Source organism: Rhodothermales bacterium (assembly GCA_039944855.1).
In the GTDB taxonomy this organism is placed as follows: Bacteria; Bacteroidota; Rhodothermia; order Rhodothermales; family JANQRZ01; genus JBBSMX01.
This window is the reverse complement of record JBDUXZ010000029.1, coordinates 175,688-198,738: the sequence shown is the minus strand read 5'-3', so window position 1 is coordinate 198,738 and position 23,051 is coordinate 175,688. Positions and strand designations below refer to the sequence as shown.

The following is a 23,051-nucleotide window of genomic DNA, read 5'->3' as shown; positions in this document are numbered from 1 at the left end:
GACCCGACCCTGTTCTTTGATGCGTATCGACATCGTCACCGCGCTCCCCGACCTCGTCGCCGGGCCGCTGGATCAATCGATCATCCAGCGCGCCCAGCAGAAAGGGCTCGTCGATATCCGCGTGCACGACCTCCGCGACTACACGGAGGACAAGCACCGGAAGATCGACGCCTACCCCTTCGGCGGCGGTGGCGGGATGGTGCTCACGCCCGGCCCGCTCTTCGCCTGCATTGAGGCGATTCGGGCCCAGTGGGCGGAAGACGGTGATAGTGAGGTGGAGGAGGTGATCTACCTCAGCCCCGACGGCGAGGTCTTCGACCAGCCGCTCGCGAACGAACTGTCGATGCGGAAGCGGCTCCTGCTGATCGCCGGCCACTACAAAGGCATCGACCAGCGCGTGCGCGACACCCTCGTCACGCGGGAGATCTCGATCGGAGACTACGTGCTCTCGGGCGGCGAACTCCCCGCGCTCGTGCTCACCGACGCGCTCGTCCGGCTCCTGCCCGGCGTGCTCGGCGATGCGCAGTCGGCGCTCTCGGACTCGTTCCAGGACGGGCTCCTCGACGCGCCGGTCTACACCCGCCCGGCCGAGTTCCGGGGGCAGCACGTCCCCGACGTCCTGCTCTCCGGCGACCACGACCGGATCCACGAGTGGCGCGAGGAGCAGCGCCTCCGCCGTACGAAAGAACGCCGCCCCGACTTACTTGATTAGCCCCGCGTGCGAGGGATGGACTCCCGACCACGCTCCCACCCTGAAAACAATATCCCCATGGCAAACGAACTGATGGACCTCGTCGAGGCCACGCAGTACCGGGACGACATCCCGGACTTCAAACCCGGCGACACGGTCAACGTGCACGTCCGCGTCATCGAAGGCGACAAGGAGCGCATCCAGCAGTTCCAGGGCGTCGTCATCGCGCGCGGCGGCCACAGCACCACGAAGACGTTCACCGTCCGCAAGGTGTCGAACGGCATCGGCGTCGAGCGCATCTTCCCGCTCTACTCGCCCAAGCTGGCGAAGATCGAGGTCGTCCGCGAGGGCCGCGTCCGCCGCGCCAAGCTCTACTACCTCCGCGGCCTCCGCGGCAAGGCCGCCCGCATCCAGGAGAAGATGCGCGACACCGGCTCCACGGCGAAGACGAAGACGAAGAAGAAGTAACCCGTCCTGCCCGCCAGTCGCTGAACTCGTTCTGTCATGCGCCTTGCCGTTCCCGATGTCGACGTCGCGCGCGCCCTCGCCCAGCAGTGGGCCGAGGGCGCGTCGCCCGTCGAGAGTTGGGAGCCGGTGCCGCTCTACGCGGCCGAACGCCTGCTCCGGGCCGGCCACGCCGACCTCGCGTTCGTCCCGACGCTGGCCGTCCTCCGCGACCCCGATGCGTTCTCGGTCGTCCCCGGCATCGGGCTGGTCGGGCACGTCTACGCCTCGGTCCGGCTCCGCGTGCTCGGACGGCTCGACCGGATTCAGCGCGTCGGGATCGACCCGCACTTCGCGCAGGAAGCCCTCCTCGCGCAGGTTGTGCTGAAAGAGCTGTACGACGCCACGCCGAGCTTCGTCCCGCTGCAAGCGGGAGAGGACCTGCCCGCCGATCTCGATGCCGTGCTGAGCGTCGGAACCGAGCCGCCGGGCGAAGGGCTCGTGCTCGACCTCGGACAGGAGTGGTTCGAGATGACGACGCGGCCGATGGTATGGGCGCTCCTCGCTGCGCCCGTCGGCACCGTCACGCCGGACGAGGCGAACCGCCTCCGCGACGAAGCGCTCCGGCTCCATCCGCCCGACGACCTCGGCACCACGCACGAGATCGGCGGCGTCACGCTCGCGGCCTACGCCCACGCCGGCCTCGACGAGTGGGTGAACCAACTGTTCTATCATCGCGCGCTCGACGACCTGCCCGCGATTCCGTTCGTCGTCCTCCAGCCACCGGACGAGGAAGAGTGAGGCGGGAGGTCCCGACCCTTCGCTTCCACTCTGTTCGCCCAGCCAACCCCGTCTCCATGGCCGAGAACGTCAAAGTCGTTATCACGAATCGCCGCGCGCGGCACGAGTACGAGTTGCTCGACCGCGTCGAGGCCGGGATCGAACTGCAGGGGACGGAGGTGAAGTCGCTGCGGGCGGGGAAGGTCAACCTGCAAGAGGCGTTCTGCTCCGTCGACAGCGACGGGCTCCGTCTCATGGGCTGCCACATCGCGCCCTACGAGCACGGCGGCTACGCCAACCACGAGGCGACACGGCCGCGCCGGCTGCTCCTCCACAAGCGCGAGATCGAGAAGTTCAAGAAGGGGATCGAGCAGAAAGGGCTCACGATCGTCCCGCTCAAGATCTACTTCAAGCAGGGCTGGGCAAAGGTCGAGATCGCCCTCGCGCGCGGGAAGAAGCTCCACGACAAACGCCGCGACATCGCCGAGCGCGACACGAAGCGCCGCCTCGACCGGATCATGAAAGAATAGCAACCTCGCACAGGACGCCCTTTCCGCGTGAAGGGATGTTTGCTCGCTTGTTCTCTGTCATCCTGAGCGAAGCGTAGCAGAGTCGAAGGATCTTTGGTGCTGAACCGTTTGCTCACGAGAGATCCCTCGACAAGCTCGGGATGACTGGCCGAGCACCTCACTCCTTCTCTTCCTCCGCAGCAGCCCACCTCACGTTCTACATGAGTACGTTTCCCCCCCTCGACGAGCAACTCGCGCAGATCCGGCGCGGCACGGCGCAGATCATCCCCGAGGACGCCCTCGTCGAGAAGCTGAAGCGGGCCGAAAAGACCGGCGAGCCGCTCACGGTCAAGCTCGGCTGCGACCCGAGCCGGCCGGATCTCCACCTCGGCCACGCCGTCGTGCTCCGCAAGATGCGGCAGTTCCAAGACCTCGGCCACCGCGTCGTCCTCATCGTCGGCGACTTCACGGCGATGATCGGCGACCCGAGCGGGAAGTCGAAGACGCGGCCCGCGCTGACGCTCGAAGAGACGCGCGAGAACGGGCGGAGCTACTTCGAGCAGGCCTCGAAAATCCTCGACCCCGACCGGACCACGATCCGCTACAACGGCGACTGGCTCGGGCAGATGTCGTTCGCCGACGTCATCAAGCTCGCCTCGGGCTACACCGTCGCGCGGATGCTGGAGCGCGACGAGTTCGAGAACCGCTACAAAGCGGGCGAGCCGATCGCGGTCCACGAGTTCCTCTACCCGCTCGCGCAGGCGCAGGACTCCGTGGAGTTGAAAGCCGACGTGGAGTTGGGCGGGACGGACCAGACGTTCAACCTCCTCGTCGGGCGCGACATCCAGAGCGCGGCGGGGCAGGAGCCGCAGGTCTGCCTCACGATGCCGATCCTCGAAGGCACCGACGGCGTCGAGAAGATGTCGAAGTCGCTCGACAACTACATCGGCATCGCTGAGCCGCCGGGGGAGATGTACGGCAAGACGCTTTCGATCCCCGACGAGCTGATCTACCGCTACTTCGAGCTCGCCACAGACGTCCCGACGGAGAGGCTGCCCGAGCTGAAGCGGTTCGCCGAGGAGAACCCGCGCGACGCCAAGCACGACCTCGCGCTCGCGATCGTGCGGATGTACCACGGAGCCGAGGCCGCCGCTGCCGCCCGCCGCCACTTCGAGCAGACGGTGATCCAGGGCGGCGTGCCCGACGACATCGAAGACCTCGCGGTGGAAGGCGACACGATTGGCATCGTCGACCTCGTCCGGCAGGCCGGGTTCGCAAGCTCGAACGGGGAGGCACGGCGGTTCGTGCAGCAGAACGCCGTGTCGCTCGACGACGAGAAGGTGACGGACCCGTTCTTCGACGTGGACCTCACGAGCGCACCGCTCGTGCTGAAGGTCGGCAAGCGGCGGTTCGCGCGGGTCGTGCGGGCGTAGCGTTTCGGCCCGCGCGACGTGATTCAGAGGGGCACGCCGACGCTGACTCCGGGGAGGAAGAGCGTCTCCCGCCCGGTGGCATAGTCACGGCGATCCTTCGGCTGGAACGCCGTGACGACGAAGCGCGCAAACCAGCGCGGGCGCACGAGCCGAAATCCGGCGGAAACGGTCGGGACGACCTCGCTGTCGCTCGTGACGGCTACTAGGCCCGCGCTTATCTCGGGAACGAACCGTCGGACTTCACCGGACGGGACCGCACCGAGTGCCACGGTTCCGAGCGCGAAACCGCCATCGCTGCCGGGGAAGGGGGGCAGGACCGATCCCCCGATGCGTACGTGGAGGCCGCCCGGCGCGCCGCCGAGGTCGTGCTCGTAGTTGAGCGAGTAGAAGATGCCCGACCCCCCGGCTTCGGCGTAGAATGCGTGACGGCCCGGCACGACAGGCGAGGACGCTTCACGCGGGCGCGGAGGGTGCCACGCGTAGCGGACACCCAGCGAGACGTCGAGTCCGCCGTACGTGCCTGCGTGATCCACGCGGCGCCAGTCGAACCTTGGACCGCAGTAGTCGGGGGTCACCGTGCATGGCTCTTCTTCCTCCCCGATCATCGTCCCAATGGAGGCATACCCGAACCGATAGCCGGCGAGGAGTTCCAGGCGGAATCGGCCTGCAGGCGCATACGCCAAGCCGAGGCGGGGTGTCGCGGCCAGAGCGAAGCCTGTATAATTCTGCGTGGCCTCGTGAAAGCCCAGCCCCTGTGTTTTGCCGCCGAGGAGGAGGAGGCCACCGTCGATGGCGAACTCACCGATACCGGCCAGAGGCCCGAGTGGGCGCTCGTAGCGCACGAACGGACCTGCGCTCAGCGTCGTCAGCTTGTCCTCAATGAGTAGGTTCGGATCTGCAAATAGAGTATTGAGCGACTCGCTGTAGCGGTATCCAGCCGACCCTCCGACCGAAATCTGCGGCGTCAGCTTCCGCCCGACGCGAGCGGCGAAGGCGTAGGTGCGCGAATGCTCCGTGTCGATACCTCGGGCCAGAGGCAACGCTGGCTGCACAGGGGCGAACACATCCACGCCGGCCGACCAGGGCTGCGCAAGCGCTGCGGTGCCGAGAAGCAGAAGGGAGAGTGCGGCGAGAGACCGGGAGAGCATACGCAGTGCAAGAGGCGGAGGCGGCAATCAAGGTGCCGCCGCGGCAGGCATCAAAGTAACCATTCTGAAGAGGAGGTCCGATGCAGAGCAGTCGAAGGAAACAGTACGAACCACTGGGGCACCGCTGCGTGCACTTCTGCGTCGCCGTGCGACCGTTCGGGACGGGTGGCTTGACATCGGGCGCGAAGCGGGGGATCGTATACTATCCCGACCTCCACCGTCCGCCCATGCGCTGCTGCCTCCTCATCCTCGCGGTGCTGACGCCCGTGGCCGCCCTCGCGCAGCCACGGGGCGGGGCGGACGGGCCGCTGGCCGAAGCCGTCGCCGCGTACCAAGAAGGCGCGTTCGACGAAGCCGCCGCCCTGCTGAATGATGTGGTCGCGCGGGACCGTCGGAACGGCGAGGCGAACCACCTGCTGGCGCTGCTTTACCTCGACGGGCCGCTGCACGACGAGCGCCTCGCCCGCCGCCACGCCGAGCGCGCCGTCGCCGCCGATCCGCAGAACCCGCGCTATCTCGAAACCCGGCTCCGCCAGCTCCAGCACGAGCTGTCCGAGGAGCGGGCGTTCAGCATGGCCGACAGCCGCCGCGCGACACTCGCCCGCCGCATCCTCGCGCTCGACTCGACGAGCGCGCCGGCCCACGAGGAGCGCGCGCTCGCCTACTTCCTCGAGTTCGACTGGCGCCGCAGCCTCGCCGACCGGCGCGGCGGGTGGGACACCGACGCCGAGCGGGGGATGAGCGGGGCCGCCAACCGCGCCCTCCGCCGCAGCCGCGACCACCTCGCCCACGCTCTCGCTACCGAGCCCGACCGTGCCGCGGCGCACCGCCTCCGCCTCCGCACGCATGCCGCCGCCCGCGATGACGCCGGCCTGCTCGACGCGGCCCGCGCCATGAAAGCCGCCCGCCCCACCGACCCCGACGCCGACCTCTTCCTCGGGCTTGGACTCTACCGAACCAGACAGGTCACCGAAGCCGACACGACGTTTGCTCGCGCCCTCGCGGCGATGCCGGACGCGCAACGCCGTGCGTTCGAGAGCGTCGCCCTGCTCCTCGACCGGGACGAGGCCGAAGCCTTCGCCGCCGATTCCGCTACGGTCACGCGCCGGTTCTGGCAGCGCAACGACCCGCGCCTCCTCACGCCGCAGAACGAGCGGAAGCTGGAGCACATCGCCCGCCTCGCCCTCGCCGACCTCCTCTTTGCCGACACGCAAACCGGGCGGCGCGGCTGGGAGTCTACGAAAGGCGAAGTTGCCGTCCGCTACGGGCTGCCGCGCACCGAAGTCACGTGGCTCAGCAATGACGTCGTCGCCCGCGACTTTAGTCGGTATAACCGCTGGGTCTACGACGACTTCACGCTCCTCTTCGAAGACGCCTTTCGCGGCGGCGACTACGAGTTCTGGAGCTCGGCGAAGGGCGAGGACGAGGTCACGCGCGCGCGCAGCCTGATGAACCGGACGCCCGAGCGGTTCGACTACGCGCCGCCCGCCCGCGTCGGCTTCCCGTTCCTCGCCACCACATTCCGAGGCGAGCGCGGCGGCGTCGACGTGCTCGTCCGCTACGGCGTGCCGGTCGAACAGGAGGGGACGCGCGCGGGCCTCCGCAGCGGGGCGTTCCTCCTCGACGCCGACGGCCGGATCGTCGCCGAGCGCCGCCGCGCGGACGGGACGATTCGCTCGGCGGACGTGCGGACGTTCGACGACACGCGGCTGTGGACTGGCGGCGTCGCGTTGCAGGCCGCGCCCGGTGCGTACGAACTCGCGGTCGAGTTCGAGCAGGGCGCGGATGGGCCGCTCGGGTTCCGCCGCGAACCGCTCGTGCTGCCCGATTACGCGGCCGGCGGGTTCAGCGCCAGCGACCTCCTCCTCGCCTACGCCATCGAAGAGGCGGACGGAATAGCGACGGGCGGGACGATGCGGAATGGCTATCACATCGAGCCCGCGCCGTGGGGCGTGTTCGCCACAGACCAGCCGATCTTTCTCTACCTCGAAGGGTACGCCCTCGCTCCGGCCGACGACGGGTTCAACCGCTACGCCGTCGAGGTCGCCCTCCGACCGAAGGAGACGGCGACGGGGCTCGCACGCTGGGCACGGGACCTCTTCGGAAGCCGCGAGCGCGGCGTCGCCGTCGAGTTCGAGGGGAGCGCGCGTGGCCCCGACCTCAGCGAGTACGTCGTGCTCGACGCGAGCCGGCAGGCGCCCGGCCCCTACGTCCTCACACTCCGCCTCCGTGACCGCGTCACCGGCGAGGCACTAATCCGGAGCGCCGAACTGTTTCTTGAATAGCGGCAGCGCGCACCGTCTTTCGGGGCGGAACAGCCCCGTTGCGCTGCGTGTTACGCCGCCGAGTGGTCCCCATTTACGCAGGTAACCGATGACACAGCGAGCCCTCACGTTCTCCCTCTTGCTGGCTGCCCTCGCGATGGGGACGGCCCCCGTCTCCGCGCAGGACGACGCGAGCCCCGCCGTCGTCAGCGACGCGTCGCAGCGTTCGTTGGAGGAGGGCATCGAAGCCTTCCGCGACGACCGCTTCGACATCGCCAAGGCCGCCTTCGAGCGCGCCATCGAAAAGGACGGCACGAACGCCGAGGCGTACTACATGCTCTCGCGGGTGTACTACGAGTCGCCGCTCTTCGACAAAGGCGAAGCGGGCCGGTCAATCCGGCAGGCGCGGAAGCTCGACCCGGACAACATCGAATACATGGTGGCCGAGCTCCAGCAGCTCCGGCTCCCGTCGTGGAACAACCTCGCCGAGCTCATCCAGCAGCAGCAGCGGCGCGCGATCGCCGAGCAGATCCTCTCGGTCGACTCGACGAATGCGTTCGCGCACGAAGAACTCGGCGCGTCGTTTATCCGCGACTTCTGGCAGTACCGCAACGCGATTGCGCTTCCGACGCTCGACCTCGCTCGCTCCGAACTCAATCGCACCGACGAGAACGGGCTCGGGTTCGAGGCGGAGGGGCAACTCGGCTCGCAAACGCTCTTCGAGGACCCCGAGGCCGCCAGCAGCCTCGAAACGAGGGCCGCCTTCGGCGACGCCGATGCCATCGACCTCACGGACCGCTTCGACGTAGCGAAGCTGCAGGCGCAGGGGGCCGGCGTGCTCGACCTCAGCAGCCGCGCCGACGCAGCCTACGCCGCGGCCATCGGCCACCTCGAAAAAGCGCTCCAGTACGACCCGCGCCGCCGTCCCGTCTACGACCATCTGATGCGGATTCATACGCTCAATGAGGCCTACGCCGAGGCGCTCGGCGTGCTGGAGCGGATGTACATCTTCTTCCCCGAGGACCCGCAGACGTGGGCCTACCTCGGCCTGGCCAACCAGCGGATCGGCCGCAGCGATGCCGCGGCGAAGAGTTTTGAGGAGGCGTTCGAGTTCATGAGCGCGGAGGAGCGGGCGGACTTCGACGACCTCACGCTCATCCTCAACGACGACGACCAGCAGCGCTACGCCGAGGACCCCGTCGGCTTCGCCTCGCGCTTCTGGACGAGCCAGAATCCGCGCTACCTCACACCCTTCAACGAGCGGAAGTTGGAGCACTACGCCCGCCTCGTCCACGCTGACCTCCTTTACGCCGCGCCGGAGATCGACCTCCGGGGCTGGCACACGCAGCGCGGCCGGCTCCTCGTCCGCTACGGCCCGCCGCTCTCCGACGTCACGATGACCGGCGACTTCGGCGAGGTCATCACCGGCTTTGGCCTCAACGTCGCTGCACAGGAGGTGGAGTCGGGCCGGCAGTTCGGCGAGCGCTTCGACATGGCCGACCGCTCGAACCTCTTCAACGTGTGGGACTACGGCGACTTTAAGTTCGTCTTCGAGGACCCGCTGCGAAACGGGGAGTACCGGCTCTACTCGCCGCCCGCCGACTTCTTCGCCGACGTCTCGGCCGGGTTCGTCGAGAAGATGGACTACGAGATGATCGCGCGCGAGACCTTCCGCGAGACGCCCGAGCGCTACGAGTACCGCCCGCCGGGCCGCGACGTGCGCATTCCCTACGTCGTGACGACGTTCAAGGGTGAGGGCGGCCAGGCCGACCTTTACGTTCACTATGGCATCCCGCTCGGCGAGAGCGCCGACCTCAGCGGTGACCTCGTCCCGCTGACGGTGAAGACCGGCGCCTTCCTCATCAACGACGACCGTGACATTACCGTCGAGCGGCGGCGGACGCTCTACGGCCTCAAAACGTCGCAGGTCGTGTCCTTCGAGGAAGCCACGCTGTGGACCGATACGCAGCCGATGACGGCCGCGCCCGGCCCGGCGACGGTGTCGGTCGAGTTCGAGACGGCGGGCGGTGGGGCCGAAGCCGCGCAGCGCCGCACGGTTGACGTGCCAGACTTCGGCGGCGACCGGCTCGCCGTGAGCGACCTCATGCTGGCGTATCAGGTCGAGGAAGACTTCGAGGCGGGCGAGAACGGTGTCAGCGGCGGGCGCGTCCGGCGGGGCGACGTCATCATCCAGCCCGCGCCGTGGAGCGTGTTCAGCAACGAGCAGCCGATCTACCTCTACTTCGAGACCTATAACCTCGATGAGAACGCCGAGGGGCAGAACCAGTACGCCGTCGAGGTGACGCTCAAGCCGAAGGACACGTCGTCGGGCATCGCGAAGCTCGCCAAGAACATCTTCGGCGGGGACGACGGCGGCGTGTCGGTCGAGTTCGAAGCCGGCGGGACGGGGCCGGACGATGCGACATACACGATCCTCGACGCGGCGGGGCAGGAGCCAGGGCTGTACACGCTCACGCTCCGCGTCCGCGACACGCTCACCGGCCGCACCGCCGAACGCACGAGCGACCTGTACCTAGAGTAGGTGTAACCGTCGGGGCAATGGTAGAGCCGCAGCATGCTGCGGCTCTACGCTACCCTCGCCGCACCCGCTCATCCATCCCTTCGACGCGCTCGACCTCCGAGACGCGGAACTCCGCGAGCGCGTCGGCGAGGGCCAGGTCGCTCGTCGCGAGGATTTGCACGGCGAGGAGGCCAGCGTTCTTCGCCCCGCCGATCGCGACGGTCGCGACGGGCACGCCGCCGGGCATTTGCACGATCGAGAGGAGCGAATCGAGCCCGTTGAGCGCCCGCGTCTGGACCGGCACGCCGATCACGGGCAGCGTCGTGCTCGCCGCGATCATCCCCGGCAGGTGCGCCGCGCCGCCCGCGCCCGCCACAATCACGCGCAGCCCGCGCTCCCGCGCCGACCGGGCGTAGTCCGTCATCCGGTCCGGCGTGCGGTGGGCCGAGAGCACACGCATTTCGAACGGCACGCCGAACTGATCGAGCACGTCGGCGGCGGCCTGCATCGTGGGGAGGTCGGACTCGCTGCCCATGGCGATGCCGACGAGGGGGGAGGGAGGCATACGATGAGGGGTCAGAGGTGGATGAGGCCGGCAGCGCGCTCGGCGCGGGCACGGGTCTCGGCGGGGTCGGTGCCGGTCGCGGTGACGTGGCCCATCTTCCGGTTCGGGCGGACGCGGCCCTTGCCGTAGAGGTGCACGCCGACGCCCGGCACGGCGAGCGCGTCGGCGAGGCCGTTCGGCTCGGGGCGGGCTTCGCGGTGGCCGAGCACGTTGACCATCACGGCGACGGGCACGCGGAGAGATGGGTCGCCGAGGGGGAGGCCGAGCACGGCGCGGGCGTGGTTCTCGAATTGCGACGCGGGGCAGGCCTCGATCGTGTAGTGCCCCGTGTTGTGCGGGCGCGGCGCGAGCTCGTTGACGAGGATCTCGCCCGCCTCGGTCTCGAACACTTCCACCGCCGTGATCCCGACGCCGCCGACGGTTTTCACGGCTTCGAGCCCGATGCGCCGGGCTTCCTCGGCCGTTGCCTCCGACACCTCGGCCGGGACGACGACGGCGTGACATCGGTGGTCGCGCTGCTCGGTGTACGCGATGGGGTAGGTGACGTGCGAGCCGTCGGGATGGCGGGCGACGAGCACGGTCAGCTCCTGCCGAAAGGTCACCCACGCTTCGACGAGCGCGCCATCGTCATCGCTCAACTCAGACCACGCGGCGCGGAGGTCGTCGGGTGTGCGGGCCGTGGCGTTGCCGTAGCCGTCGTACGAGCCGCGGTATTTCTTGACGACGACGGGGTAGCCGAAGGCCTCGGCCGTGGCGAGCGCGTCGTCGAGCGTCGGGCAGCAGTGGAAGTCGGGGACGGGCAGGCCGGCGTCGCGGAGGGTGCGTTTTTGCACTCCTTTGTCGCGGATGAGGCGGAGCGTGTCGGGCGACGGCCACAGCGCCGTACGCTCGGGCAGCACCTCGGCGAGGACGTCGGCCGGTGCCCACTCGCTCTCGACGGTGATCGCGTCGCAGTCGGCGGCCCAGTCGCGGAGCACATCGCGGTCGGTCCAATCGCCGACGGTGACCTCGCCGAGGCCGGCGACGGACGCGGACGGCTTCGGGACGAGGAAGCGGACGCGGATGCCGAGGGGGATCGCGGCGAGCGCCGTCATCCGGCCGAGCTGGCCGCCGCCGAGGATGCCGAGCGTGGGGAAGTGCGCGAGCCCGGAGCGAGCGACGGTCGGCTCCGCCATCGACCTACTCTTCATCTTCTAGCTCTTCTGGTTCACCGTTGAGCAGCAGGTCGAGTCCGTGTTCATCCGCCACGAGCACAGCGCGCGCCTTCGAGCCCTCGAAAGGGCCGACGATGCCGGCGTCTTCGAGCTGGTCCACGATCCGCGCCGCCCGTGTGTAGCCAACCGAGAGCTTCCGCTGGAGCAGCGAGACCGAGCCCTGCTGGCTGCGAACGATCACCTTCGCCGCGTCCGAGAACAACTCGTCGCGGTCCTCTTCGCTCGTCGGGCCGAGCACGCTATCCTCCTCCGTACTCATCGGCGGGAGGAGATACGGCCCGGCGCCTTTCTGCCCGCCGATGAACGTCACGATCCGCTCGATCTCGTCGTTCGAGACGTACGGTCCCTGCAGCCGCTCCATCCGGCTCCCGTTCATGTAGAGCAGGTCGCCGTTGCCGACGAGCTGCTGCGCGCCGCCGGAGTCGAGGATCGTCCGCGAGTCGATCTTCGACGAGGTCTGGAAGGCGATGCGGGACGGGAAGTTGGCTTTGATGAGGCCCGTGATGACGTCGACGCTCGGCCGCTGCGTGGCGAGGACGAGGTGGATGCCGACGGCGCGGGCCATCTGCGCGAGCCGCGCGATCGGCGGCTCGACCTCTTTGCCGCTCGTCATCATGAGATCCGCCAATTCGTCGATGATGACGACGATGTAGGGGAGGTGGCGGTGATCGTCCTCGGGCGGGAGCCCGCCGGTGCGGACCTTCTCGTTGTACTCGCGGATGCCGCGCACGCCAGCTTCGGCGAGGAGGTCGTAGCGGTCCTCCATCTCGCGCTCGCACGACTTCAGCACGGCGGCGGCCTGGTGGAAATCGGTGATGATCGGGTCCTCGGCGTCCTCCGGCATCGCGATGTAGTGGTCGAGCAACTGCTGGTACGGCCCGAGCTCGATCTTCTTCGGGTCGATCATCACAAACTTGAGATCGGTCGGTCGGCAGGCGTAGAGGAGGCCGATGACGAGGCCGTTGAGCCCTACGGATTTGCCCGCGCCGGTCGCGCCCGCGATGAGGAGGTGCGGCATCTTCGAGAGGTCCTCGATGCTCACCTCGCCCTGGATGTTCTTGCCAAGGGCGACGGGCAGCTCCATCTTCGCATCCGTGAACCGTGCCGTGGCGAGCACGCTGCGGAGCCGGACGAGCTCGCGGTGGCGGTTCGGGATCTCGACGCCGATCGCTGACTTTCCGGGGATCGGGGCGAGGATGCGGATGCCGGGCGCGGCCATCGCCATCGCGAGGTCGTCTTCGAGCGCGGTGATCCGGCTGATGCGGACGCCCGGTGCCGGCGTCAACTCGTACCGCGTCACCGTCGGGCCGACGACAGCGTTGATCTCGGTGATCTCGACTTTGTACGTCTCCAGCTTGTCGAGGAGCACCTGCTTGTTGTCCTCGATCTCGTCGTAGTCGACGCCCGCCGAGGTGTCTGGCTCGTCCATGAGGTCGCTCGGCGGGAAGTCGTAGGGGAGGGTGGCGGCCTCGGCCTGCTTGTGGCGGGCTTCGAGGTCGCCGGCGGCCTCCTGCACGGGTCCCTGCACGTGGAGCGTCGGCTCGGCGCGGGCGGTCTCGGGCTTCGGCTGCGCCCGGCGCTCGGCGATCAGGTCGTCGAGCACGTCGTCATCGTCGGGCGGGGCGGGGGAGGGCGGCGGCGGGGCGACCCGCTTTGGCTCCGGCCGAGGTTCGGGCCGCGCCGGTTCTTCGGCGCGGACGGGTTTCGCCTCCTCCTTGCGGTCAGCTTTCTTCCGCGCGGCCCGCTCCTTCTCCTGCTTCAGCCGCTCGCGCTGCTTCGCCTCGCGCTCCTGCCGGCGCTCGGCGAGGACGGCGGCGCGGGCCTCGGCGCGCTCGGCGTGCGCCGCCTTCGCATCGATCCACCGCTCGTGCGTCCGTCCGCGGACGGAGGCGACGAACTCCTCGAACCGATCGAGCGTGACCTGGATGTCGTGGTCGACGATGAGGAGGAGGGTGACGAGGGCGGCGAGCGTGAGGAGGATGAACGAGCCGACGGCGCCGAACACCTGCTGCATCCACCCAGCCACGCCGAGCCCGACGTCGCCGCTCCAGAGGGTCAGGGCAGAGCCCGCGCCGTCCGCGAACCAGCCGAAGAACGTCGAGGCGAGGAGCGTGACGACGACGGCGAGGCCGCTGAGGAGCGGGAGGAAGACCGTCGTGCGGCGGCGGAAGAACACGTAGCCCCACGCGCCGAGGAGCACGGTGAGGAGGACGATGGGGTAGCCGAGGAGGCGAGGGATCAGCCCGTAGGCGAGCGTCGCGCCGACGAGGCCGAGGGCGTTGTCGGCCTGGTTCCCGCGCGGGTCGAGCGCGTCGGCCCACGAGAACGAGCGGGCGAGGGCGTCGTCGGCCGGGTCGTAGGTGACGAGCGCGAGCGTCAGCAGGAGGGCGAGGGCCATGAGGACGAGCCCGAACACCTCGGTCTTGCGCTGACTGGAGACGAGGGCGGCGTCGCGCTTGGGAGAGCGCCGCTTCTTGCTTTTCGTGGAGGAGCGAGTCGAGGATCGGCTCACGTGGGGGGTCGGTCGATCCGAAAGAGTGCGGCCGGAGGCGGCCTGGACCCCGGAATATACGGGCGGCGAATCGCGCGGAGGAATCCGCCGCGCAGCGTTACGCCGGAGCGATCAGGTCTCGGTCGGCGCCTCGGACGGGACCGTCTTCGACGAGTACGCGGCGGCCGAGGGGTCGGCGAGGACGAGGCGACTGTCGCGGTAAATCGGCAGCAGCGGGAGCGCGTCGACGCGGGCGCAGTAGCGGACGTCGTCCTCGAAGCCGAGCTCGATCAGGCGCTGCGCGTGGTTGCTCCGCATCAGCGCGTTCGTGAGGTCGTCTTTGTCGTAGGCGTAGAGCGAGAGCGCGATGTGGGCGGCGTCGGAGCGCTCGTGGTGCTCGCCGTCGGACCAGAGCTGATTCAGGATGAGACCGGCGCAGAGGATGTCCTCGAGCGCGACGCGGTCGTCGGAGCCGGCGCAGAGGATGACGACCTCGTGCTCGGCCTTCCACGCGAACTCGATCACCTTGCTCACATTCAGGAAGCAGCCGATCGCGATCTCGGCCGCGCCGCGCGCCTGCGTCACCGCCCGCGTCCCGTTCGACGTGTTGAGCACGACGGTCTTGCCCTGCACGGCCTCGGGCGTGTACTCCTCGGGGGAGTTGCCGAGCGCGTAGCCGTCGATCTTCGTCCCGCTCCGCTCGCCGCCGAGCAGGCTCGTCGTGCCCATGTGCGCGCCGATCCGGCTCGCCTCGGCCATGTCGGCCACGGGGATGACGGCCCGCGCGCCGTGGTTCAGCGCGGTCACGATCGTGGAGCAGGCGCGGAGCACGTCCACGACGATGACGGACTTCCCTTTCAGGTCGTCTTCGGTGGCGGAGCTAGCGGTGAGGTAGACTTCGACGTTCATGTGAGCCGGAAATGCGAGGGGAGGCCGGAGGGTACGCGGCCCGGGGTGTCATCGGTACGTCAGCCGATGCGTCACCACAACGCAGCGGACGGCGGTGCTCATTATTTGTGGAACGGCGGTTTCTGAACGGTGGCCGGGAGGATCTTCCCGCGCACGGCGATGCCGATCGAACTGCCGGGTGCGGTGTACTGCGGGTCGTTCGGGACGAAGCCGAGCCCGATGCCCTGCCCGAGGATCGGCGACTGCGAGCCGCTCGTGACTTCGCCGATGGGTTCGCCGTCGGCGTTGGTGATGGCATAGCCCTGGCGCGGGATACCGCGGTCCTCCATCACGAAGCCGACGAGCTTGCGCGGGACACCCTGCTCCTTCTGCGATGCGATCGCGTCGCGCCCGACGAAGTCGCCTTTGTCGAGCTTCGTCACCCACCCGAGCCCGGCTTCGAGCGGCGTCGTGTCCTCGGTCAGTTCGTGGCCGTAGAGGCAGTAGCCCGATTCGAGGCGGAGCGTGTCGCGGGCGCCGAGCCCGGCGGGCTTGAGCCCGTGTGCCGCGCCCGCTTCCATGAGGGCGTTCCACACGTCCTCGACCTTCTCGGCCTCGCAGTAGATCTCGAGCCCCGGCTCGCCGGTGTAGCCCGTGTGCGAGAGGAACACCTTCTCGCAGCCTAGGAACGCGCCCGGCTCGGGCCGCATGAAGTGGTAGTATTTCACGTCACGCACCGGCAGGTCCGTCACCTCTTCGACGACGTCGAAGGCCTTCGGCCCCTGCAACGCGAGCAGCCCGATCATCTCCGACACGTCCTCGACCGTGCAGTCGTAGCCGCCGGCCTCGTGGACGGCGCGCATGTGAGCGACGTCTTTGGCGATGTTCGAGGCGTTGATGACGAGCATGTAAGCCTCTTCATTCAGCCGGTAGACGAGGAGGTCATCGACGGCGCCGCCGTCGGCGTTGCACATCGCCGTGTACATCGCGCGGCCGTCGTAGAGCGTGCCCGCGTCGTTCGTGACGAGGTGCTGCACGAAGTCGAACGCCTGCGGCCCACGGACGAGGACCTCGCCCATGTGCGACACGTCGAAGAGGCCGGCGGCCTCGCGGACGGCCCGATGCTCGTCGAGGATGCCGGAGTACTGCACGGGCATCTCGAACCCGCCGAAGGGCATCATCTTGGCCCCGAGCGCGCGGTGCGTTTCGTAGAGCGGGGTCCGTTCGAGGTGCGTAACAGAAGGCTCCATGCAGGACGTCGAGTGAGAGGGTGAGAGGGGGCGATAAGGTACGTCGCGGGGCAGGACCGCGCAATCGGCCGGGGTGTGGGGAGCGAGGCTATGAGGCGGCGCGGTCCGGGTACGTGCGGGCGTAGCGGTCGATGCTGTCTTGGATGACGGTGAGGGCCTCCTCCCGGTCCATGAACTCCATCGTGCGTACGGCTTTGCGCTCGAGGATCTTGTAGTCCTGAAAGAACCGGTCGATCTGGCGCTGCTGGTGGCTGGGGAGGTCGGCGAGCGTGGTGTAGTGGGCGAAGCCGGGGTCGTCGCAGCAGACGGCGATGATCTTCTCGTCCTCCCCGGCGTCGTCGACCATCGGGAGCGCGCCGATCGCGCGGGCGCGGAGGACGCTGAGCGGAGCGACGGGCTGGTCCATTAGCACGAGCACGTCGAGCGCGTCGCCGTCGCCGCCGAGGGTGCGGGGGATGAAGCCATAGTTGGCGGGGTAGAAGACGGCGCTGTAGAGCACGCGGTCCACGCGCAGGAGCCCGCTCTCCTTGTCGAGCTCGTACTTGACGGTCCCGCCTTTGGGGACCTCGATGACGGTCTGGAAGCAGCCGGCGGTGTCGCCGGAGGGGAGGTCGTGCCAGGGATGCATAGCGGGCAGGGGAGGGTGAGAGCAGTGGACGGCCGACGCATGCCGACCGTTCCGACGCGGCGGGCTCTTCGGGCTTCGCTGTATGCGTGCCGTGCGCTTTTTAATGCGGCGCGTCGATTAACTTCAGCGCCGCCGCTCACCCGCTCCTATGCCCATGCGCTCGCTCGTCCTCCTCCTCGCGTTCCTCTTCGCCGCGCCACTCCTCGCGCAGCCCACCGCGTACGTCGGGGCTACGATCTACCCCATCGCCGGACCGCCCATCGAGGACGGTATGCTCATCGTCGAGGGCGGAAAGATCGTCGAGGTCGGCCCGGTTCGTACGAACCTCGCACCCGGCACCCGGCAGGTCGACGTGTCGGGCAAGGTGATCATGCCGGGCCTCGTGGATACCCACTCCCACGTCGGCGAGGGCGACGGCGGCGATCGCTCGTCGGCGCTCCACCCAGACGTCCGTATCCTCGACGCGCTCGATCCGATGAGCGACACGTTCAAGAAGGCCCGCGCGGGCGGGATCACAACCGTCAACGTGATGCCCGGCAGCGGCCACCTCATGAGCGGGCAGACGGCCTACCTCAAAACCCGCCCGGCGACGACGATCGAGGAGATGGTCTTCTGCGACGACCTCCTCACCGGCATCTGCGGCGGGATGAAGATGGCGAACGGGACGAACTCGATCCGCGAGAGCCCCGGCCCGTTCCCCGGCACGCGCGCCAAGAGCGCTGCGCTCGTCCGCGCGCTCTTCCTCAAAGCGCAGCAGTACCGCGACAAGCAGGGTGACGACGAGCCGCCGCCGCGTGACCTCCAGATGGAGGGCCTCCTCGAAGTGATGGACGGACGCCGCATCGTCCACTTCCACACACACCGCCAGCACGACATCCTGACGGCGCTCCGGCTCGGCGAGGAGTTCGGCTTCACGCCCGTGCTCCACCACGTCTCCGAAGGCTGGAAGGTCGCCGACGAGATCGCCGCCGCGAATGCGCCCGCCTCCATCATCGTGCTCGACTCGCCCGGCGGGAAGATCGAGGCCGACGAGCTCTACATCACGACCGGGGCGGTGATGGAGAAGGCCGGCGTGGACGTGGCGTATCACACCGACGACTACATCACCGACTCGCGCCTCTTCCTCCGCTCGGCGGCGCTCGGTGTGCGCGGCGGGATGAGCCGCGAGAAAGCGCTCGAATCGCTCACGCTCGCCGGCGCCCGGATGCTCGGCCTCGCCGACCGCCTCGGCTCGCTCGAAGCGGGCAAGGACGCCGACTTCCTCGTGCTCTCCGGCGACCCGCTCTCGACCTACACCCACGTCGAGCAGGCGTACATCGACGGCACGAAGGTGTTCGACCGGGCGAATCCCGACGACCGCGCCGCCTCTGTCGGCGGCTACGACGTGTTCCGCGGTTCCACCATCCACCATCACGGCGACCACTGAGCCACGTTTCAAAGCCTGTCATTGCGAGCGCAGCGAAGCAATCTCCCCAAGCCTGCTAATCCTTAGGAGATTGCCACGTCGCTTCGCTCCTCGCAAGGACAAACGGAAATCTTGTGCTGACCCACAAACGATTCTCTTCCCTCCTGCTCGTGCTGCTATCCGGTTGTGCCGATCTACCGGACAATGAGCAGGTAAGACGGGACATCAGAGCATACGCTTTGTGTGCGGTTGCAGACTCGAAGGATCATCTGTTGCTGGGTTTGTACTCTACAGACACTCCAGCGCACTATGGCGCGAGAGTCTACACCGCTACTGGGGATTCAGTCGATTTCGAGTTCATATATCGAAGGTCTACCTCCGATGAATGGGAGTTGGATCGCGTCGAGCCCAAGTCCAGATAAGCCTATTCCACGCCAAGCCTGAAGCCCCGTGAAGCGATCCGTTATTGCAGTCATCCTGTTCCTCCTCGCCGGGTCCGCCCACGCGCAACTCGCCGTGCGCGGCGACATGGTCTATACGATGGAGGGCGCGCCCATCGAGAACGGCGTTGTGCTCGTCCGGGACGGCCAGATCGAAGCCGTCGGCCCGGCCGCCGACGTCGCCATCCCCGACGGCTACCGTGTGCTCGATGCCGCCGTGGTGACGCCGGGGCTCGTCGACGCGCGCGGGACGGTCGGCCTCTCGGGCATCCTCAACCAGCCGCAGGACCAGGACCACCTCGACACCTCCGACCCGATCCAGCCCGAACTCCGCGCCATCGACGCCTACGACCCGACGGAAGACCTCGTCGAGTGGGTGCTCGGCTTCGGCGTGACGACGGTGCAGGTCGGCCCATCGCCCGGCGCGCCGGTGGGGGGGCAGACGGCCATCTTCAAGACGCATGCGCGGACCGTCGCCGACGGGCTCGTCGAGGACGCCCCGATGGTGGCGATCACGGTCGGATCGGGCACGCAGCGCAACTTCGACTCGCCAGGAACGCGCTCGAAGCTGATCGCGGAACTGCGCGAGGCGCTCCTGGAGGCGCAGCGCTACGCCGAGGACATGGCGAAGGAGGACGAGGAGAAGCGGCCCGCGCGCGACCTGCGCAAAGAGGCGCTCGCCCGCGTGCTCTCCGGTGAGGCCGCCGCGCTCGTCACCGCGCACCGCGCCCACGACATCCGCACCGCTCTCCGCCTCGCCGACGAGTTCGACCTGCGGATGATTCTCGACGGCGGGGCCGAATCGTACCTCGTCATTAACCAACTCAAAGCTGCGAACGTGCCCGTCATCCTGCACCCGACGATGATCCGAGCAGGCGGCGAGGCGAAGAACGCGAGCTTCGAGACGGCCAAAACGCTGCACGACGCCGGCCTCCTCGTCGCGATCCAGAGCGGCTACGAGGCCTACGTGCCGAAGACCCGCGTCGTCCTCTTCGAAGCGGCCATTGCCGCCGCGAACGGGCTCGGGATGGAGAACGCGCTGCGGACCATCACGATTGACGCCGCCCAGATCCTCGGCATCGCCGACCGCGTCGGCTCCCTCGCCGAAGGCAAAGACGCTGACCTCGTCCTCTTCGACGGCGACCCGTTCGAGTACACCTCCCACGTTTGCACCGTCATCGCCGGCGGCGAAGTCGCCGTGGATGAGTGCCGGTGAGCGGGAGAATCATGGCGCTGAGATTGACGACGGTGTTGGTGGCGCTGCATTGCCTCGCGAGTTGCTCTAGCCCTCCATATCCCGAGGAGGAAGGGGTGACCAGCAGCGAGCAGGTATTCCACCTTCACGCAGATAGCCGGACAGACGAGGTCCGCACGCTCGGCGATAAAAACCGCGAGGCGCTCCGGGCCACGGGCGAGCGGAAACAGGGGCCTGTTGGTACGCGCTCCCCACTGGCGTACCGATGGATTGCGGCAATTCTGGTTGCGGTTCTCACGACGGTAGTCGTGGCTGTCGAGCAGCGTAGGATGCGTCGGTTTCGCAGGTGGATTGCTCTGGAAAGAACGAAAAGGCAGCGGGGAGACTGAGTCCTACAGCATCAACCTCGCGGGGTCGTCCATACGCCAGCCGTACGCCAGCCACACGAGTTGAAAAGCGGTACTGCGTTGGAGTAGCCCGCTCAACACGAACCAGTCATCCCCGCGCAGGCGGGGATCTAGAGGCGGTGCAAGCCCGGCGGGTCCCCGCCTGCGCGGGGATGACGGAAAGTAGAGGTGGGGGCGCGGTCCACGGATAGGGTGAGACGAACGGGAGAGCAGCACGTCGTACTTTCAACGTCCACTCGCAACTCTCCATTCGTCCCTCCGCATTCAATGAAAGCCCTGCTCCTCACCCAGTCCGACGACGGCCTCCGCGCGGGCATCGAAACCGTCTCCGAATCCGACCTCCCGGCCGGCGACGTGCTGATCGACGTCGCGTACTCCAGCCTCAACTACAAAGACGGGCTCGCCGTCACGGGCAAAGGCAAGATCGTCCGGGGCGAGTTCCCGTTCGTGCCCGGCGTCGATCTCGCGGGGACCGTCGCGGAGTCCTCCAGCGAGCGGTTTCAGCCCGGCGACGAGGTGATCCTCACGGGGTGGGGGACGGGCGAGGACCGGTGGGGCGGCTTCGCCGAGTTCGCCCGCGCCTCGTCCGATCACCTCGTCCCGGTGCCCGTCGGGATGAGCGTGAAGGAGGCGATGATCGTCGGCACGGCGGGGTTCACGGCGATGCTCGCGGTGATGGCGCTCGAAGAGCACGACGTGCGGCCGGGCGAGGGCGAGGTCGTCGTCACCGGCGCATCGGGCGGGGCGGGGAGCATGGCCGTCGCGCTCCTCAGCCGGCTCGGCTACGCCGCCGTGGCCTCGACGGGGACGGCGGCGGCGCACGACTACCTCGTGAGCCTCGGCGCGAAGCGCATCATCGGCCGCGACGAACTCAGCGAAGGGCCGACGCACCCGATGGAGAAAGCCCTCTGGGCCGGCGCGGTGGATGCCGTCGGCGGCCCGACGCTCGCCGCACTCATCGCGCAGACGGAGCGCCACGGCAGCGTCGCCTCGTACGGCCTCGCGCAGAGCCACGAGCTGAACACGACGGTCTTTCCGTTCATCCTCCGCGGCGTCAACCTCCTCGGCATCGACTCGAACACGTGCCCGCCGGACCGCCGCGCCGCCGCGTGGCAGCGCCTCGCGGATGTGCTGACAGCGAGCGACCTCGAAGCGATGGGGCAGACGATCACCCTCGGCGAGGTCATCGACTACAGCGAGCGGATCACGAACGGCGCGACGCAGGGGCGGATCGTCGTGGACGTGAACGCGTGACGGCCACAGCGACCACCTCGCACTGGCAGACCGACGCGCGCGCCGAGCCCTCGACCAACGCCCTGCCTGCGCGGTGCGACGTGGCTGTAATCGGCGGCGGTATCGCGGGCGTCTCGACGGCGTACTGGCTCCGGCAACTCGATGCGAATCTCGACGTGGTGATCGTGGAGCGCGAGCGGCTGGCGCACGGCGCGAGCGGCCGCAACGCCGGCTTCCTGTTGCAAGGCACCGACGCCGACTTCGCCCGCACCGCCGACGAACGCGGCCCCGAGGCGGCGTGGCGGCTCTGGCAGTTCACGCAGGAGAACCGCGACGTGCTCGTCGATGCGGTCGCGGGTGCAGGCGTTGGGCTGGCGGCTTCAGGCAGCTTCTCCGTGGCGGGCGATGAGATGGAGGACGACCGGCTCCGTCGCGCTGCGGACCTGCTGCGAGCGCGCGGCGTGGCGGTGCACTACCTCTCGTCCGAGGAGACGAACGCGCGGCTCGGCAGCGTCGGGTTTTTCGGTGCGCTGCACGTTGAGAGCGGGGCGATGCTGCACCCGGTCCGCACAGTGCGAACCCTCGCCGAGCGGAGCGGGGCGCAGGTGGTGGAGGGATGCAGCGTCGAGCGCATCGAGTCCGTCGATTCCGGCGTGCGGGTCGTGACGGATGGCGGGACGCTCGATGCCGGGCACGCCGTCCTCGCGCTGAACGCGTACCTCCCGCAGTTCGTCCCCGACCTCGCCCGGTTCGTCCGCCCGATCCGAGCACAGATGCTCGCGACGGCCCCGCTTCCGCACCGGCTCGCCGCACCGGTCTACTCCCACGAAGGCTATTTCTACCTCCGCCAACTCGCCACGGGCGAAGTCCTGCTTGGCGGCGCGCGCCACCGCCACCGCGCCGCCGAAGTCGGCTACGACGACGCGACGACGGCCCCGCTGCAAGCCGATCTCGAAGCGTACCTCCGCGATCACTTCCCTGCTTTCGCCGACGCGCCCGTCGCGCGCCGGTGGAGCGGGACGATGGGGTTCTCGGCCGACGGGCTGCCCGCGTTCGGCGCGGTACCGGGCGTAGCGGGCAGCCTCTGGGTGGGCGGCTTCACCGGCCACGGGATGGGCTACGGGTTTCGGATGGGCCGCCTCGTCGCCGCCACCCTCCTCGGGCAATCGGACCCCTTCACCGATCTCTTCGACGCGCAGCGGTTCGGAGTTTAGAAAAGCTGAACAAACCCTTCCACCATGTCATTGCGAGGAGCGCAGGGACTCGTCCCGTAGCGACGCGGCAATCTCCTGCGGTCTGCTGGAATCGGGAGATTGCCGCGCTCCCTCCGGTCGCTCGCAATGACAGAGGGAGTGGAGTGGGTTGGCGGAATTGCATAAAGCGTGCAGTGGACTTCAACCAGTCGGGCCCTCTCGAACGCTTCGGGATCGCGTCCCTCCCCCTCGGAGGGGGAGGACAGGTGGGGGTCCGCCTCGCTCGACGCGACCGCATCGGGCTCCTCGAACGCTGCGGACCCCCCGCTCGCCCCGCAAACGGGCCTAGTCG

General features: G+C 68.5%; 18 protein-coding genes. 11 read left to right on the top strand and 7 right to left on the bottom strand.

Translation table 11 applies throughout. From position 1 onward, the window contains the following. Positions 1-19: 19 nt before the first annotated feature. The 5 genes from trmD to tyrS all read left to right on the top strand — a co-directional run bounded on the left by trmD (position 20) and on the right by tyrS (position 3,857). Positions 20-712, top strand: coding sequence for a tRNA (guanosine(37)-N1)-methyltransferase TrmD (trmD, locus tag ABJF88_15050; protein ID MEP0548252.1), 693 nt, complete (start codon positions 20-22; stop codon positions 710-712). Between the two features lie 57 nt (positions 713-769). Beyond that, positions 770-1,159 (top strand): 50S ribosomal protein L19, encoded by a 390-nt coding sequence (gene rplS / locus ABJF88_15045; GenBank protein ID MEP0548251.1) that lies wholly within the window; start codon positions 770-772, stop codon positions 1,157-1,159. A gap of 36 nt (positions 1,160-1,195) precedes the next feature. Then, a complete protein-coding gene (locus ABJF88_15040; protein ID MEP0548250.1) occupies positions 1,196-1,936 on the top strand; it encodes an MqnA/MqnD/SBP family protein in 741 nt (246 codons plus the stop codon). A 56-nt stretch (positions 1,937-1,992) separates the two neighbouring features. Further along, complete coding sequence (gene smpB, locus ABJF88_15035; protein MEP0548249.1) at positions 1,993-2,445, top strand: SsrA-binding protein SmpB; 453 nt, start codon at positions 1,993-1,995, stop codon at positions 2,443-2,445. A gap of 200 nt (positions 2,446-2,645) precedes the next feature. Next, positions 2,646-3,857 carry a tyrosine--tRNA ligase gene (gene tyrS, locus ABJF88_15030; protein ID MEP0548248.1) on the top strand — a complete coding sequence of 404 codons (1,212 nt, stop codon included), beginning with the start codon at positions 2,646-2,648 and terminating at the stop codon, positions 3,855-3,857. 23 nt (positions 3,858-3,880) lie between these two features. Here the strand turns inward: tyrS and ABJF88_15025 are convergent, their stop codons facing one another. Continuing rightward, the gene (locus ABJF88_15025; protein ID MEP0548247.1) at positions 3,881-5,005 is read right to left on the bottom strand and encodes a hypothetical protein; all 1,125 of its coding nucleotides are present in this window, start codon (positions 5,003-5,005) and stop codon (positions 3,881-3,883) included. A gap of 227 nt (positions 5,006-5,232) precedes the next feature. On the opposite strand from ABJF88_15025, the gene ABJF88_15020 reads away from it, so the two are divergent. After that, positions 5,233-7,290, top strand: a complete 2,058-nt coding sequence (locus tag ABJF88_15020) for a GWxTD domain-containing protein (protein ID MEP0548246.1) — start codon at positions 5,233-5,235, stop codon at positions 7,288-7,290. A gap of 88 nt (positions 7,291-7,378) precedes the next feature. After that, positions 7,379-9,811, top strand: a complete 2,433-nt coding sequence (locus tag ABJF88_15015; protein MEP0548245.1) for a GWxTD domain-containing protein — start codon at positions 7,379-7,381, stop codon at positions 9,809-9,811. A 49-nt stretch (positions 9,812-9,860) separates the two neighbouring features. Here the strand turns inward: ABJF88_15015 and purE are convergent, their stop codons facing one another. The 6 genes from purE to ABJF88_14985 all read right to left on the bottom strand — a co-directional run bounded on the left by purE (position 9,861) and on the right by ABJF88_14985 (position 16,826). Further along, positions 9,861-10,355 carry a 5-(carboxyamino)imidazole ribonucleotide mutase gene (gene purE, locus ABJF88_15010; GenBank protein MEP0548244.1) on the bottom strand — a complete coding sequence of 165 codons (495 nt, stop codon included), beginning with the start codon at positions 10,353-10,355 and terminating at the stop codon, positions 9,861-9,863. Between the two features lie 11 nt (positions 10,356-10,366). Next, positions 10,367-11,545 carry a 5-(carboxyamino)imidazole ribonucleotide synthase gene (locus ABJF88_15005; GenBank protein MEP0548243.1) on the bottom strand — a complete coding sequence of 393 codons (1,179 nt, stop codon included), beginning with the start codon at positions 11,543-11,545 and terminating at the stop codon, positions 10,367-10,369. Continuing rightward, positions 11,535-14,081, bottom strand: a complete 2,547-nt coding sequence (locus ABJF88_15000; protein MEP0548242.1) for a DNA translocase FtsK 4TM domain-containing protein — start codon at positions 14,079-14,081, stop codon at positions 11,535-11,537. The genes ABJF88_15005 and ABJF88_15000 overlap by 11 nt, the downstream gene beginning before the upstream one ends. Positions 14,082-14,192: 111 nt before the next feature. Beyond that, on the bottom strand, positions 14,193-14,969 hold the full coding sequence (locus ABJF88_14995) for a 2-phosphosulfolactate phosphatase (protein MEP0548241.1): 777 nt from the start codon (positions 14,967-14,969) through the stop codon (positions 14,193-14,195). A gap of 101 nt (positions 14,970-15,070) precedes the next feature. After that, positions 15,071-16,198 (bottom strand): glycine cleavage system aminomethyltransferase GcvT, encoded by a 1,128-nt coding sequence (gene gcvT, locus ABJF88_14990; protein ID MEP0548240.1) that lies wholly within the window; start codon positions 16,196-16,198, stop codon positions 15,071-15,073. 88 nt (positions 16,199-16,286) lie between these two features. Next, positions 16,287-16,826 (bottom strand): inorganic diphosphatase, encoded by a 540-nt coding sequence (locus ABJF88_14985; protein MEP0548239.1) that lies wholly within the window; start codon positions 16,824-16,826, stop codon positions 16,287-16,289. Between the two features lie 154 nt (positions 16,827-16,980). Between ABJF88_14985 and ABJF88_14980 the strand changes: the two genes are divergently transcribed. The 4 genes from ABJF88_14980 (at position 16,981) to ABJF88_14965 (ending at position 22,720) form a co-directional block, all read left to right on the top strand. Further along, positions 16,981-18,252 carry an amidohydrolase family protein gene (locus ABJF88_14980; GenBank protein ID MEP0548238.1) on the top strand — a complete coding sequence of 424 codons (1,272 nt, stop codon included), beginning with the start codon at positions 16,981-16,983 and terminating at the stop codon, positions 18,250-18,252. Between the two features lie 429 nt (positions 18,253-18,681). Continuing rightward, a complete protein-coding gene (locus ABJF88_14975) occupies positions 18,682-19,887 on the top strand; it encodes an amidohydrolase family protein (protein ID MEP0548237.1) in 1,206 nt (401 codons plus the stop codon). Positions 19,888-20,540: 653 nt separating this feature from the next. Next, positions 20,541-21,527, top strand: coding sequence for an MDR family oxidoreductase (locus ABJF88_14970; GenBank protein ID MEP0548236.1), 987 nt, complete (start codon positions 20,541-20,543; stop codon positions 21,525-21,527). After that, positions 21,524-22,720 carry an FAD-binding oxidoreductase gene (locus tag ABJF88_14965; GenBank protein MEP0548235.1) on the top strand — a complete coding sequence of 399 codons (1,197 nt, stop codon included), beginning with the start codon at positions 21,524-21,526 and terminating at the stop codon, positions 22,718-22,720. The genes ABJF88_14970 and ABJF88_14965 overlap by 4 nt, the downstream gene beginning before the upstream one ends. The last annotated feature ends 331 nt before the right edge of the window (positions 22,721-23,051 follow it).

Coding starts and splice junctions, on each gene's coding strand:
- trmD (MEP0548252.1), top strand. CDS start 20: ATGCGTATCGACATCGTCACCGCGCTCCCCGACCTCGTCGCCGGGCCG.
- smpB (MEP0548249.1), top strand. CDS start 1,993: ATGGCCGAGAACGTCAAAGTCGTTATCACGAATCGCCGCGCGCGGCAC.
- ABJF88_15015 (MEP0548245.1), top strand. CDS start 7,379: ATGACACAGCGAGCCCTCACGTTCTCCCTCTTGCTGGCTGCCCTCGCG.
- gcvT (MEP0548240.1), bottom strand. CDS start 16,198: ATGGAGCCTTCTGTTACGCACCTCGAACGGACCCCGCTCTACGAAACG.
- ABJF88_15040 (MEP0548250.1), top strand. CDS start 1,196: ATGCGCCTTGCCGTTCCCGATGTCGACGTCGCGCGCGCCCTCGCCCAG.
- ABJF88_15020 (MEP0548246.1), top strand. CDS start 5,233: ATGCGCTGCTGCCTCCTCATCCTCGCGGTGCTGACGCCCGTGGCCGCC.
- ABJF88_14980 (MEP0548238.1), top strand. CDS start 16,981: ATGCGCTCGCTCGTCCTCCTCCTCGCGTTCCTCTTCGCCGCGCCACTC.
- purE (MEP0548244.1), bottom strand. CDS start 10,355: ATGCCTCCCTCCCCCCTCGTCGGCATCGCCATGGGCAGCGAGTCCGAC.
- ABJF88_14995 (MEP0548241.1), bottom strand. CDS start 14,969: ATGAACGTCGAAGTCTACCTCACCGCTAGCTCCGCCACCGAAGACGAC.
- ABJF88_15005 (MEP0548243.1), bottom strand. CDS start 11,545: ATGAAGAGTAGGTCGATGGCGGAGCCGACCGTCGCTCGCTCCGGGCTC.
- rplS (MEP0548251.1), top strand. CDS start 770: ATGGCAAACGAACTGATGGACCTCGTCGAGGCCACGCAGTACCGGGAC.
- tyrS (MEP0548248.1), top strand. CDS start 2,646: ATGAGTACGTTTCCCCCCCTCGACGAGCAACTCGCGCAGATCCGGCGC.
- ABJF88_15025 (MEP0548247.1), bottom strand. CDS start 5,005: ATGCTCTCCCGGTCTCTCGCCGCACTCTCCCTTCTGCTTCTCGGCACC.
- ABJF88_14985 (MEP0548239.1), bottom strand. CDS start 16,826: ATGCATCCCTGGCACGACCTCCCCTCCGGCGACACCGCCGGCTGCTTC.
- ABJF88_14970 (MEP0548236.1), top strand. CDS start 20,541: ATGAAAGCCCTGCTCCTCACCCAGTCCGACGACGGCCTCCGCGCGGGC.